This window comes from Spirosoma aerolatum (assembly GCF_002056795.1).
Classification (GTDB): Bacteria; Bacteroidota; Bacteroidia; order Cytophagales; family Spirosomataceae; genus Spirosoma; species Spirosoma aerolatum.
The window spans coordinates 62,985-76,150 of record NZ_CP020104.1 but is presented as its reverse complement, the minus strand read 5'-3'; the positions used below and the strand labels follow the sequence as shown (position 1 = coordinate 76,150).

General features: G+C 48.3%; 10 protein-coding genes. 5 read left to right on the top strand and 5 right to left on the bottom strand.

The genetic code is table 11. The annotated features are described in order from the left end of the window. The first annotated feature begins 130 nt into the window (after positions 1-130). Positions 131-460 carry a hypothetical protein gene (locus B5M13_RS00310; protein ID WP_080059736.1) on the top strand — a complete coding sequence of 110 codons (330 nt, stop codon included), beginning with the start codon at positions 131-133 and terminating at the stop codon, positions 458-460. 83 nt (positions 461-543) lie between these two features. Here the strand turns inward: B5M13_RS00310 and nadC are convergent, their stop codons facing one another. Next, on the bottom strand, positions 544-1,377 hold the full coding sequence (gene nadC / locus B5M13_RS00305) for a carboxylating nicotinate-nucleotide diphosphorylase (protein ID WP_080053767.1): 834 nt from the start codon (positions 1,375-1,377) through the stop codon (positions 544-546). A 90-nt stretch (positions 1,378-1,467) separates the two neighbouring features. Between nadC and B5M13_RS00300 the strand changes: the two genes are divergently transcribed. The 4 genes from B5M13_RS00300 (at position 1,468) to B5M13_RS00285 (ending at position 7,665) form a co-directional block, all read left to right on the top strand. Continuing rightward, complete coding sequence (locus B5M13_RS00300) at positions 1,468-1,854, top strand: hypothetical protein (protein ID WP_245859628.1); 387 nt, start codon at positions 1,468-1,470, stop codon at positions 1,852-1,854. A gap of 123 nt (positions 1,855-1,977) precedes the next feature. Continuing rightward, a complete protein-coding gene (gene secDF / locus B5M13_RS00295) occupies positions 1,978-5,070 on the top strand; it encodes a protein translocase subunit SecDF (protein WP_080053766.1) in 3,093 nt (1,030 codons plus the stop codon). A gap of 166 nt (positions 5,071-5,236) precedes the next feature. Next, on the top strand, positions 5,237-6,739 hold the full coding sequence (locus B5M13_RS00290) for an APC family permease (protein ID WP_080053765.1): 1,503 nt from the start codon (positions 5,237-5,239) through the stop codon (positions 6,737-6,739). 107 nt (positions 6,740-6,846) lie between these two features. Then, positions 6,847-7,665: a sulfite exporter TauE/SafE family protein gene (locus tag B5M13_RS00285; RefSeq protein WP_080053764.1), complete on the top strand. Its 819-nt coding sequence runs from the start codon at positions 6,847-6,849 to the stop codon at positions 7,663-7,665. Positions 7,666-7,698: 33 nt separating this feature from the next. Here the strand turns inward: B5M13_RS00285 and B5M13_RS00280 are convergent, their stop codons facing one another. The 4 genes from B5M13_RS00280 to B5M13_RS00265 all read right to left on the bottom strand — a co-directional run bounded on the left by B5M13_RS00280 (position 7,699) and on the right by B5M13_RS00265 (position 13,150). Then, positions 7,699-10,554 (bottom strand): M16 family metallopeptidase, encoded by a 2,856-nt coding sequence (locus B5M13_RS00280; protein ID WP_080053763.1) that lies wholly within the window; start codon positions 10,552-10,554, stop codon positions 7,699-7,701. 63 nt (positions 10,555-10,617) lie between these two features. Next, entirely contained in the window at positions 10,618-11,010 is a 393-nt protein-coding gene (locus tag B5M13_RS00275) for a hypothetical protein (protein WP_080053762.1), read from the bottom strand. A 68-nt stretch (positions 11,011-11,078) separates the two neighbouring features. Beyond that, the gene (locus B5M13_RS00270) at positions 11,079-11,555 is read right to left on the bottom strand and encodes a nitrate reductase associated protein (protein WP_080053761.1); all 477 of its coding nucleotides are present in this window, start codon (positions 11,553-11,555) and stop codon (positions 11,079-11,081) included. 140 nt (positions 11,556-11,695) lie between these two features. Continuing rightward, positions 11,696-13,150, bottom strand: coding sequence for a rubredoxin (locus tag B5M13_RS00265; protein ID WP_080053760.1), 1,455 nt, complete (start codon positions 13,148-13,150; stop codon positions 11,696-11,698). Positions 13,151-13,166 lie beyond the last annotated feature (16 nt).

Below are 13,166 nucleotides of genomic sequence, written 5' to 3'. Positions count from 1 at the left end.
TTAGCGCAATTGTAAGTAAAACGCCATTAGGCTTCATTTAGTTCGTACTTTGAAAAATAGTTTAATTATTTTTCAATTATTCGACTCATGGATTACTTTTATCAGAAAATTAAATCAAAAGGCAAAAATGATGGCTGACGTAAGGCCTACAGGAAAGACAATTTATGAAGTGACGATCAATTATGTTGGCTCATTGACTACCCTTCGTCAGCGTGAACCAACCGTAATTTTTTTCTCAAACCTACGGAAAGCGGTCGATGCGATTACGGCTGAACTGGCCCTTAACAACTGGCCACCGAAGGTTAACTATACAGCTGTTTATCGGGGTGTAAAACAGCGGGATTTTTATAGCTGTGACTTTACCATGGCAGGTATGCGCGTGTTTCGACTGAAAATTGTTCCGCGTATCCTGAACCCCGCCTTACCTCGCCTGGGCATTGACGAAAACCCGGCAACATAAGAGAGTGTCTAAAATGCTTAAGAAAAGCCATGAGTAGCTAGACGTTGCTCACAATGCCCGCTACTCATGACCAGGCTTGACTCTTAATATGCTTTCAAGCTCAAATCCAGACTTTTGATCTGATGCGTCAGGGCACCGGACGAAATAAAGTCAACCCCCGTTTCGGCGTACGCTCTGAGATTGGTTTCGTCGATACCTCCCGATGCTTCGGTTACATATCGACCATCGATCAGGCGGACCATTTCACGAATGCCTTCAGGGGTGAAATTATCCAGCAATATAACATCGACCTTGCCAACCCGTAAAACCTCTTCCACCTCTGCCCGATTGCGGGTTTCTACTTCGATTCGAAGCGAACGCCCTGTGTCCTTTAAATAGGTAACAGCTTTAGTTATAGCAGCTTCGATGCTACCTGCATAATCGACGTGATTATCTTTTATCAGAATCATGTCGTACAAACCAAAGCGGTGGTTTACAGCCCCACCAATCTTCGTCGCCATTTTCTCGCAGATGCGAAAATTAGGTGTTGTTTTCCGTGTATCCAGCAACTTCGCCCGTGTACCTTCGAGCAGATTGACCAACTCACGTGTATGCGTCGCAATGCCGCTCATACGCTGCACACAATTAAGAACCAATCGCTCGGCCGTCAGGATATTTCGAGCGTTGCCGCTGACAGTCAACACAATATCACCGGGTTTGATGCTGTCTCCATCCTGCATCAGCACATCAATCACAAACGTTGGGTCAACTTCAGCAAATATAGCTTTGGCTACCTCAACGCCCGCCAGAATACCCACTTCTTTCACCAGCAACCGGGCTCGTTTTTGGGCATCGGCCGGAATCGTTGCTAAGGAAGTATGATCGCCATCGCCAACATCTTCGGCTAAGGCCAATTTGATAAATTCATGCAGATTCATGAGTGCAAGGTAGCAGATTATTTTTTCAACCGAAAACTACTTGCATTCCTCCCGAATTGGTACGAAATTTGTCATCCGCTAAGGAAATTTATGAACCAACCGCGAGTCATACAACGCTTTTCGAGCCTGCTGCTGGCTACCCTACTGCTGTTTACAGCCATATGGGGGCATGGCAATACCGCTCAGGCAAAGCAGTTGGTGACGCCCAAGCCGGTTGCCCAACAATCGAAATCGGGCAAAGCGACGGATGCTCCTTCATCCAATGCCCAACTGAGCGCGGCCCAATTTGAAGCGGTCGTTACCCCCGCAATAAAAGTAGGTGAATCGGGCCAGACCGCTTTTCTGCTCCCCGAACCGACGCTTGTGATTCTGCTGCTGCTGAGCGTTGTATTGCTTCAGCACTTTACCCTGCCGCATTTTTATTTCTCGTATTTCAGGCACGTCTTCGGGCACCATATTGCCACCAATGCGCCCTAGTTCTCACCAGGGGCTTCTTCCTTTTTGTCAGTACCCACCCGTTTTTCGGTCAATCTGATTGGCTGAAGCAATTTTTGTTCTAAATCAATTTATGTCAAAACAGGCGTTTGCCTGTGCAAACCAATGCAAAACAAAACCGGAATTCTAATTCTGACTGGGGTTATTGCGGCCATTTGCCTCTACTTCCTGTCATTTACCTTCGTCTCGCGCAGCATTAAGGCGGATGCTGAAGCTTATGCAACCAACAAGCAGGGGCTTGTTGACCGTAACAAAAAACAGCATTATCTGGATTCGCTGTGGAAAGAGCCCGTTTATCTGGGCAGCACGCTCCAGGAAGTAACTGAACGTGAGCTAGGCCTGGGTCTTGACTTACAGGGCGGTATGCACGTTGTTCTGGAAGTGTCGCCTGCCGATATTCTGCGTGGCCTGTCGGGCAATAATCGCGATCCGAAATTCAATCAGGCGCTGAAACTGGCGCAGGAGGATCAGAAAACCAGCACCGCCAAATTTGTGGATCTGTTTGCTGATGAGTTCAAAAAACTGTCTCCAGACACTAAGCTGGCAACCGTTTTCGCAACCAGTGCGAACCGCAGCAAAATCAACTTCCAGTCGTCGGATACGGAAGTTCGGAAGTTGTTGAATACCGAAGTTGAAGACGCCATAACACGAGCTTACCAGATTATTCAGGCACGGGTTGACAAATTTGGGGTAGCCAACCCAAACATTCAGCGTTTGCCAGGTTCTGGTCGTATCCAGATTGAATTACCTGGTGTCGATAATCCAGAGCGTATCCGTCGCCTGCTGACTGGTGCTGCTAAACTAGAGTTTACCGAAGTTTACCGCCTGAACGAACTGGCTCCGGCTATCGAAGGCATTGGTGCTTACCTCTTACGCGAAGAAGCCGCCCGGAAAACCGCACTAAAAACCAGTTCGCCAGCAACTGGCACGGCTACCAAAGGAGCCTCAGGTACATCGAGCCTGGAGTCGCAACTCGCTCAGGGTAACAAATCCGATTCGGCCAGCAAAGCGAAAAACGACACGGCAGCCGCAGCCGCTCAGGGCAATGCACTTACTCAATTGTTCTTGCCAGTTGGCCAAGACCAACTGGGTGTTTACCTAAAAGATACAGCACGGGCCAACGCCGTTCTGAATACGCCTGAGATCCGTAACCTGTTTCCGGCCGACATCGTGTTTGCCTGGGATCGGAAAGCGTTCAAAGCAACGGATGGCAAAGAGATTCTACCACTTTATTTCCTGAAAAAATCAGGTGGACGTGCTCCGCTTGAAGGGGATGTGATCACCGACGCTACCAACGATTACGATGACCGTGGCCGCCCCGAAGTGACCATGAACATGAATGCCGAAGGTGCTCGCAAATGGCGTAACCTGACAGCCGCCAACGTAGGTCGCCCAGTGGCTATTCTGCTGGATAACCTGGTGTATACAGCTCCAAACGTACAGAATGAAATTCCAAATGGTCGTTCAAGCATTTCGGGTAACTTCACCGTTGAAGAAACGAAAGACCTTGCCAACGTACTGAAAGCCGGTAAACTGCCTGCCCCAACCAATATTGTTGAAGAAAGTATTGTGGGCGCCACACTGGGTTCAGAAGCGGTTAGCGCTGGGGTTCTGTCGTCTATTGTCGGTATTCTGCTTGTATTAGGGTTTGTAGTATTCTACTACAACCGAGCTGGCTTTATTGCCGACTTGGCCCTGATTGTCAACCTGTTCTTCCTGCTAGGCGTTATGGCTTCGCTGGGTGCTGTGCTGACCATGCCGGGTATTGCCGGTATCGTACTCTCGATTGGTATGGCCGTGGATGCGAACGTACTGATTTTTGAGCGCATTAAAGAAGAACTCGCTGAAGGTAAGACGTTTAAAGTGTCCGTTGCTGATGGGTTTAAAAACGCCATGTCGTCAATTATCGACTCAAACGTAACGACCTTCCTGACGGGTATTGTCCTCTTCATTTTCGGTACGGGTCTGATTTTGGGCTTTGCTACGACCTTGATTATCGGTATTCTGACGTCGTTGTTCGCAGCTATCTTTATCACCCGCCTGATTCTGGAATACTATATCCGCAACGGTCAGACGCTGACCTTTACTTCGTCGTGGGCTAAAAACCTGTTTAAAGATTCCGACTTCGACTTCGTATCGCGCCGGAAACTGTATTATACGATTTCGTCGGCTATCATCGCAGCCGGTATTATCTCGGTTATCTTCAAAGGGTTCGGACTAGGAGTAGATTTCAAAGGTGGACGTTCGTACGTAATCCGTTTTGAGAAATCGGTCAGCACCGACGACGTTCGGAACTCGCTGGAAGGTGTATTGGGCGCATCGCCCGAGGTAAAAACCTACGGCGGTACGGGTATTGGAGCCAATCAGGTAAAAGTTACAACGCCTTATCTGGTTGATGATAACTCGCAGGGCGCTGACAAGAAAGCCGAAGCCGCTATCTACAAAGGCCTAAGCAGCCTGAAAGGTAATCCAGCAAAAATCGAAAGCTCGCAGAAGGTGGGGCCAACTATTGCCAACGATATTATGACCTCGGCTGTATGGTCAATTCTGCTGGCGGTAGCGGTCGTGTTCGTTTACATTCTGATCCGATTCAAGCGGTTGGCGTTTGGTTACGGCGCTGTGGTTGCGATGTTCCACGACGTATTGATTATTTTGGCTATCTTCTCGATTTTCAATGGCTTATTACCCTTCTCGCTGGATGTTGACCAGGCGTTTGTGGGTGCTTTGCTGACGATTATGGGGTATTCGATGAATGACACAGTTGTGGTGTTCGACCGGGTTCGTGAATACCTGAACGAAAACCGGGGTAAGAAAGAAAGCATTCCGACCATCATCAACAACGCGCTGAACAGTACCCTGAGTCGCACGGCCGTAACGGGTTTCTCAACGATTCTGGTCCTTTTGGTCCTCTTCATTTTCGGGGGCGAAACCATTCGGGGCTTTTCGTTTGCTATGCTGATTGGTGTTGTTGTCGGTACCTATTCATCACTGTTCGTTGCTACGCCAATTGTGGTTGATGCCCTGAGCCGCGATCAGGATAAAGATACGGCTGCCTCAGCCATCGCTGAGAAGAAAACAGGCTTCGACGCTATTCCAGCCGACTTCACCACGAAAGCGGCTGCTACGCCCGAAGAGTTTACGGCTACGAAAAAAGAAAAGAAAGACAAAAAGCCGCTGATTCGCCCTTCACAATCGTAAGGTAAAGAGCGAAAGAGCGAAAGAGTGAAAGAGCGAAAGCCATTTGGCAATTTTATTCGCTCTTTCACTCTTTCGCTCTTTCGCTCTTTTTTTTCGTATCTTTCCCAACCGTTTCACCCAAGAATCTTTTTCCAAACGACACAATCACCAAACTCTATTTCCCTACATGGAGACTAAACTAAAAACAGTTGATACCAGCGTCATGCGTAAGAAGCCGCTTTCGGCTTATGCGGCAGATGCCCAGAAAAGTGAACTAAAACGTGTACTAACCCGCTGGGGACTAACGTCTCTAGGTATTGGAGCCGTTATTGGTGGTGGCATTTTCGTATTGACTGGGATTGCTGCCCGCGAATGGGCAGGCCCCGCACTGGCATTAGCCTTCGTTATTGCAGGGGTTGCCTGTACGTTTGCCGCCTTATGTTATGCTGAATTTGCATCAATCCTGCCCGTTGAAGGTTCGGCCTATGCATACTCTTACGGCACTGTTGGTGAATTGTTTGCCTGGCTCATCGGCTGGAACCTTATTCTGGAGTACATGATGGGCGCTACTACTGTAGCGGTGAGCTGGTCGGGATATTTTGAGAAATTCCTCCATTTATTCCATATAGAACCGCCCTTATGGCTTATGAACGACCCGGTTACCGCCCATGAAAAAGCCGATGCACTGCGGGCTGCCGGTACTGCTGTCCCCGATTTTACATTTGCCATCAACCTGCCCGCCCTACTGATTGTATGGGTCGTGACCTACATCCTTGTGAAGGGTATTAAAGAAGCTGCCAGCACCAATAACCTGATTGTGATGCTAAAAGTAGCAACAGTCATTTTTGTGATCATTGCCGGGGCTTTCTTTGTCGATACTGCCAACTGGACCCCATTTATTCCGAATGCCGTTACCGACGATACAGGCCAAACCCATTTTGGTGTTCCCGGTATCGTTACGGCAGCTGGTATCGTTTTCTTTGCTTATATCGGCTTTGATGCCGTTTCGACACAAGCTGGTGAAGCCATCAATCCAAAGAAAGACGTTCCATTCGCTATCATTGCATCGCTTCTGATTTGTACGGCTCTATACATTTTGGTTTCGCTGGTACTGACAGGTATGGTTAAGTACGACACACTGGACCTGAAAGCGCCTGTTGCGCAGGCCTTTGCCGATGCTGGCTTAACCTGGGCGGTGTACCTGATTACGATTGCTGCTATTGCCGGTCTAACCTCTGTAATGCTGGTGATGATGCTGGGACAAACCCGCGTTTTTCTGGGCATGGCCAAAGATGGTCTTTTACCCAAAGGGCTATTCGCGTCGATTCACCCTACCTTTAAAACCCCTTGGAAGAGTACCATCTTTGTCGGGACCATCGTTTCGATTGTAGCAGCCGTTACTCCGATCGATAAAGTATCGCAGTTAACCAGTTCGGGGACCCTGTTCGCGTTTGCCATGATTTGTGGAGCCGTTTGGCTGCTACGCGTTCGGGAGCCAAATCTGGAACGCCCCTATCGTACACCAGTCCTGCCTGTCATTGCTACCTGTGGCATTTTGGCGAATCTGTACCTGATGTGGAACCTGCGTACCGATACAAAAATCACCTTCGTTGTTTGGTGTATCATCGGCCTTATCGTGTATTTCGCCTATAGCCGCAAGCACAGTAATTTGAATAACCCAGAAGAGTAAACCGATTTTACTTCGATTAGTAAATGCCCCCTGGTCATGGATCAGGGGGCATTTTTCATTACTCTATAGACTACATATCTGGTCTAAGGAGCGTACTTTTGCGTTGCATGCATACACAGGAAGCTATCGGCTATGCGTCAGCCCTCATTATCGGAATTGTACTTGGCTTGACCGGAGGAGGGGGATCGATTCTGACGGTTCCTATTTTTGTGTACGTTTTCCAGATTCCTCCTGTACTAGCGACGACATATTCACTATTTGTAGTAGGCTCTACTTCATTAGTCGGCTCGGTCAATCATATCTGGAAAGGTCAGGTCGACTTACGGGTGACGTCTGCCTTTGCATTGCCCTCATTTATTTCTGTCTACCTTACCCGACGATTTCTGGTCCCTACATTACCCGACCCTTTGTTTCAGTTTGAGCACTTTCGGCTCTCGAAAAGTGATGCCATCCTTTATTTTTTCGCGATTGTTATGATTTTGGCCGCTCGGTCTATGATTCGGAGCGAACGGCCCGAACAGGGGGAGGCTGCTGATGGAAAGCCCCGTTACGGTAATCTGGCCCTCGATGGCCTGTCGGTAGGGCTACTGACAGGTACGATTGGAGCCGGTGGCGGTTTTCTGATTGTACCAATGCTCGTTTTGCTGGCCGGACTGACCATGCATCGGGCCGTAGCCACCTCCATCCTAATTATTGCGGTTAATTCGTTCGTAGGCTTTCTGGGCGACATTCACCATACCGATCTTAACTGGAATTTTCTGCTGCCCTTTACCGGATTATCCATCATCGGTATTTTTATTGGGATGTATCTAGCCCGCTTTATCCCACCTGACCGTCTAAAAAAAGGTTTTGGCTGGTTCGTGCTGGCGGTAGCAACCTATATAATTCTGAAAGAGATCCTGCAGTTTAAACTAAAAAGCCACTGAATATCAGTGGCTTTTTAGTTTAAACTGCAGCCCTTATTTACGGCTTTTTTCCGGCATCAATACTAACCGGATAAAGTTTTGACCCAGATATTTATTGGCCGAAGCCTTTGTGCTTTCGACGGTTACTTTGTCCAACTGTTCATTTTCGTGCAGGACTTCGTCGGGGGCATCGCCATTGTAATACTGGTTCTGTAAATAGCCGAGCCAGAACTGATTGTCTTTCAACTGGATTTCGGTTTCCCGGCGGGTTTCGGCTTTGAATTTAGCAATGTCGGCGGGTAGGCCTCCTTTCTGCTTCAACTCGTTGATCTGCTCCTGCGTTTTAGCAATCAGTTTTTCGACATTTTCGGGGCCACAACCGAAGTTGATCCGGAAGGTATAACGTGGCACTGGATATTTTGCATAAGCAGCGCTTGCCCCTACCCCATATACGCCACTCTCTTCTTCCCGAAGCTTTTCAATTAATTTGATTTCCAATACTTCGGCCAGCGCGTCGAGTTGTGTTGTTGTTTCAGGCGACCAGGTCAGATCGCCACTGTATACCAGTTGCACCGATGCTTTGGGGTCAAGGCCCTTATACACCGTTTTGCTGATCTGCCCCGATGGAATCCGAATACCCAGGTCGTTGAATTTTTCAGACTTATCGGAAGCCGGTAGACCACCCAGGTATTTTTCGATCAGCGGCTTGATTTGATCTTCTTTAAAATTACCGACAAAGAAAAACCGGAAGTCCCCCCCATTGGCAAAGCGTTCCTGATAAATTTGCAAAGCGCGGTCCAGATCAATTTTGTCCAGATCGTCGGGCGTCAGCGGCTGACGACGGGGATTGTTAGCGCCCAGCGTTACCGATACCGTATCCTGAAATACCTTTTGAGGTGTAGGCGTATTGATCTGATTCTGCAACGCACTGCGCTGATTCGACAGGAAACCTTTTACCACGTCAGGGTCTTTACGAGGCTGGGTAAAATAGCTGTACAGTAATTGCAAAGCCGTTTCCAGGTCTTTCGGGGCCGCACTGCCATTGACACCTTCGCTCAACTCACCCACATACGGAAAGACGCTGACCTGTTTACCCGCCAGAAATTTCCCCAGTTGAATCTGGTTATAAGCCCCCGTTCCACCCATAGCCGTTAGGGTAGAGGAAAACCGGGCTGATTGAAAATCCTTAAGGTTATAGAGAGACGTTCCCCCAAAACTATTAGCCGAAAACAAAATCTGGTCGTTTTTGAAGTCGGTAGGCTTCAGCACCACTTTCACGCCATTTTTCACTGTCCATTCGGTTACGCCAATATCGCTGATCTTTTTTTCGTTTACGACCGGCGAAGCTGTTGGTTGGGTCGCCAGCAAGGGGCTATCGACGGTTTTATCTTCATAAGCCGTCAGCCCTTTACCAGCATCGTCGATATAGCTTAGAATTTGTGCTTCGGTAGGTAACTTATCTTTTTCTTTCTCAGGAGCCATTACAATAACGGCCCGGTTATCGTTGTGGATAAACTGATCGACCAGCGCATTCACTTCGGCTAATTTGATACCCGGCTGTTCTTTTTTCAGGAAGTCATAATAGAATTCGATGCTGGTGTAGGGTTCTTTCTCTGTGAAATTCTGCACGTAGTCGTTCACAAAGCTGGCCGAACGGGTCTTGTTCCGTTCACTATAGGCTTGCTCCACACTGGTCATGAATTCCTGTTTGGCCCGTTCCAGTTCGGTAGCCGTAAAACCGAACTGCTTAACGCGGGCATTTTCGTTGAGTACAGCCCGGATTGCCTGTTCCACATTGCCACCTTTGGCAACGGCAATCGAGGTAAACGCATCCAGATTACCCAGGAAATCGCCATAGTTACTGTAGCCTCCCAAGAAAGGGGGGTTAGCCTGCTGGGTTAATTCCTGAATCCGATTGCCGAGCATGGTATTGAACAGGCCACGCTTAATACTTTCCCGCAAATCGTTCAGCGTTTTCTCCTTAATTTCCGGGCGCTTGTAAATCACCTGAATGACTGTATTAGGCTGCTCGGGATCGGTCACGATAACCACTTTGGTGTCCTTGTGCGACGGAATATCGTACTCGGTGCGTGGTTTTGGATTTTTAACGGCTGGAATCCGGCCAAACTTCTCCCGGATAATGCCTTCTACCTGCTTCACATCAAAATCACCAACGGCCACAACGGCCATCAGGTCGGGACGGTACCAGTCATGGTAGAACTGCCGCAGAGTTTCAGTTTTGAAAGTCGTGAGTACTTGTTCAGTACCAATGGGCAGCCGTTTGGAGTATTGTGAATTATTAAGCAGCGCCGGAAAGTACTTATCGCGCATCCGCTGGCCCGCTCCCCGTCCGAGACGTCGTTCTTCCAGTACGACACCCCGTTCTTTATCTACTTCGGCAGGGTCGATGGTGGCGTTATGCGCCCAGTCTTCCAGAATCTGAAAGGCTTTATTGAACACATTGGCGGAGTCGGTCGGCACAGGAAGCTGGTAAACCGTTTCGTCGAATCCTGTATACGCGTTCAGGTCGGCCCCAAAGCGAATGCCCGCCGATTGCAGGTAATTGACCAGTTCGTTTTTGGGAAAGTTCTTCGTGCCGTTGAATTCCATGTGTTCCATGAAATGGGCCAGCCCCTGCTGGTTATCATTTTCCAGTACCGAACCCACCCGAATCACTAACCGGAGTTCAGCGCGGTTTTTAGGTTCGGCATTCTTACGGATATAATACGTCAGACCATTGGGCAGCTTACCCACTTTTACGGCTGGGTCGACCGGAATTGGACTGTTCAGGTTAAGGCTACCAGCCTGGGACGCTATTGGTTTAGCAACGGTTTTTGGTTTTGGCGCAGGCTGAGCAACGACCAGCGATACACCGCATAGCAGGTTAAGTAATATCGGAAAACGTACCATAGTTGGCCGTAGTAGGCGGGTTGATTGATTACTAAACTATAACGAGTTAGTCGATTGAATCGTTTATCGGTGCCTGATTAACAAAATGGAAACGACTATGGAAGCAATCGCTGATAACCAGCAGATAATAATAATCCACCGCGTTGGAATTTCCCAACTACGGGCATGAAATGCATCGGGCCTGACTGGAACCATTTCGCTGACCTGGTTCCGATGGCAGAAATCACCCCAGCCTTCGTACTCAATAAAATGGGTAAGGGTATCTAAAAACGCTATTGACGGAATCTCTGAGACCTGCCAGAAAGCCTGCAAATCGTCCACGTTCAACTCCTGATTAGTCTGGCTGAACACGAGATCACGTAGGTGTACGAAGTCTCGCAATCGCCAGTGTGACGAGGGTTCCCAATGCAGAATGCGTTCGATTTGTCGTTTTAGCTCCTGTGTCTGCTGATCCACAGATTAATACTACACATTTTTATTGAGCGAATGAGTGATTGAGTGAAAAGTATGCGTCAGCTTTTCACTTAATCACTCAATAAAAGAAACTCCCGCATTGCCCTTGGGAAATTTGCTCCTTCGTGGCCTGATCGACTCAACTTTACTAGCGCAAAACGCTGTAATACATCGAGTTGAAGCCATTGTTGTAGGGTTAGAGGTGTACATTCCCATTCCTGTGCTTTTAGCTGTACTTCGTCTGGGACTTCACCCAGATATGCCCAGGTTGGATTCACCTCGCCCAACTCGCTAACGGTATGGTGGCAACGACGTTGAACCAGATCGATTAAATCCTGTCGATACTGCGCGATCTCGGCAGAGTTATAACAAGGTTGTTCGGCCAGACGGGCTTTCTCGACAACGGTGAGCTTTACCCACTCGGGCAGTTTTAGTTTGATGCCGCAGGTATCGAGTTTATACCGGACAATCATGGGAATGCAACGAAGCGAATCGACAAAATCGCTTTCAAATTCGAAGAAAGTTGGTACTACGGCAACTGGTTTCATAACGGGTAAACATTTCAAATCAAGCATGATAAAAAAGCCCTTGTAACATACGACAAACAATTGGCGCTTGAGTACTTACGTAATAGATTCGTTGCATTCAAATTGACCCCTAGAGGCAGAAATCCAAACTTATTTTCTAACTATACAGCTTCCAGCACTACCTCACACATCTCACATTTTGGGGCATCGCAGGTAGGGCAAACATAATCGCCTGGGAGGTTATCGAAGGTTGTTCCAGCGGGTATTCCCTGCCGTTCATCGCCGTACTGAGCATCGTACATGGTGAAGCAATGAGGGCACTGATGAACAACGTACTCATTTAGCGAGGTCTGTTCCGACTTTTCGGTTTCGACACGATCGATTTCCCGCTTTTCCTCCGATCGTCCAGCATTGAATTTCCGACATAGGCGGTTTAACTGGTTGGGCAGATGAACTTTGAAGAGTCCTTTTTCGAACCGACGGTATACCCGGCTGTTGGGGTTAAAATTCTCGGTATAATAAATGTCGTACAGGCTGAATAAAGCCAATTGCCCAATCTGGAATAGAGGCCGTCTGCGAATCAGTACGGACCCAAATACTTCTGACTTAGGACGGGTCTGGATACCAAAACACAGCCCGAACGTGCGTGTATCCTGTTTTTCAAAATAGCCCAGAATGTATTTTTTCAAGGCTGTCCCTTCGTCTGAATGGTCTTCTGTTTGCCAGGCCAGTTCGTTGGCAGCATGGCGCACGTTGATGTTATGCTTACCCAATATATACGACCAGCCAGCCCGACCTTTTTCCTCGATACCCTTTATAATGAGAGACTTCCAGGGTGTAACGCATAATTCGCCGATGCGCGTTTTCAAACACAAAGCACAAACATCCAGTAGGAACTGGATAGAAAACTCTTCGTCTCGCCGATACAATCCTAGCCACGATCGCTGGCCATATCGGTTGAATCCTTCATAGTACGGCAATGAAAATTCGGGAAGTTCAACCTCCTGCGTAGCCCGCTGCGTAATAAATGATTGCCCGTCGGTAACAGCCGGATAGAGTGATGACTCGTCGCGGTATCCCTGATCAAGCATCGCTTCTTCCACGGCCTTGGCAAGTCGGCCAATATCGTTGGTATAAATTAATTCTGGCCAGCGGAATAGCGTATTGGTTTGCTTCGGACGTATATATAAAAACCAGAAATGCGGCTCCGGCGACGCAATAAAATTGAGGTTGCCCGTAAAAAAAGGCGTAAAGCTCTGATTCGAATCCGACAGATTTACCTTGAGCCGGGGCTGGTAGTCAAACTGATCCAGTACGGTATGGTATTCGCTTTCATGCAGCCACGCTCCCGTCCGAAACACCTCTTCGCCACAATAGGAACTGATAATGTTCGGGAACTGCTCCGTATTAACCTCATAAGCAATGGCCTGTTGTTTGAGGTCTTTTTCCAAAAAGCGCATATCCTCATAATGCACCGTCATCAACAGTTGCTGACGCGCCCCAAACCGTACCGTTCGTACGTGAGCTTTGTAAGCCAGCGTCAACACATTCTGCAACGACGCTGGCGATACGATCCCGGCGGGCCAATTGATTTTCAGAGTATAATAGTCGCGCATGGGTTAATTTTGAATG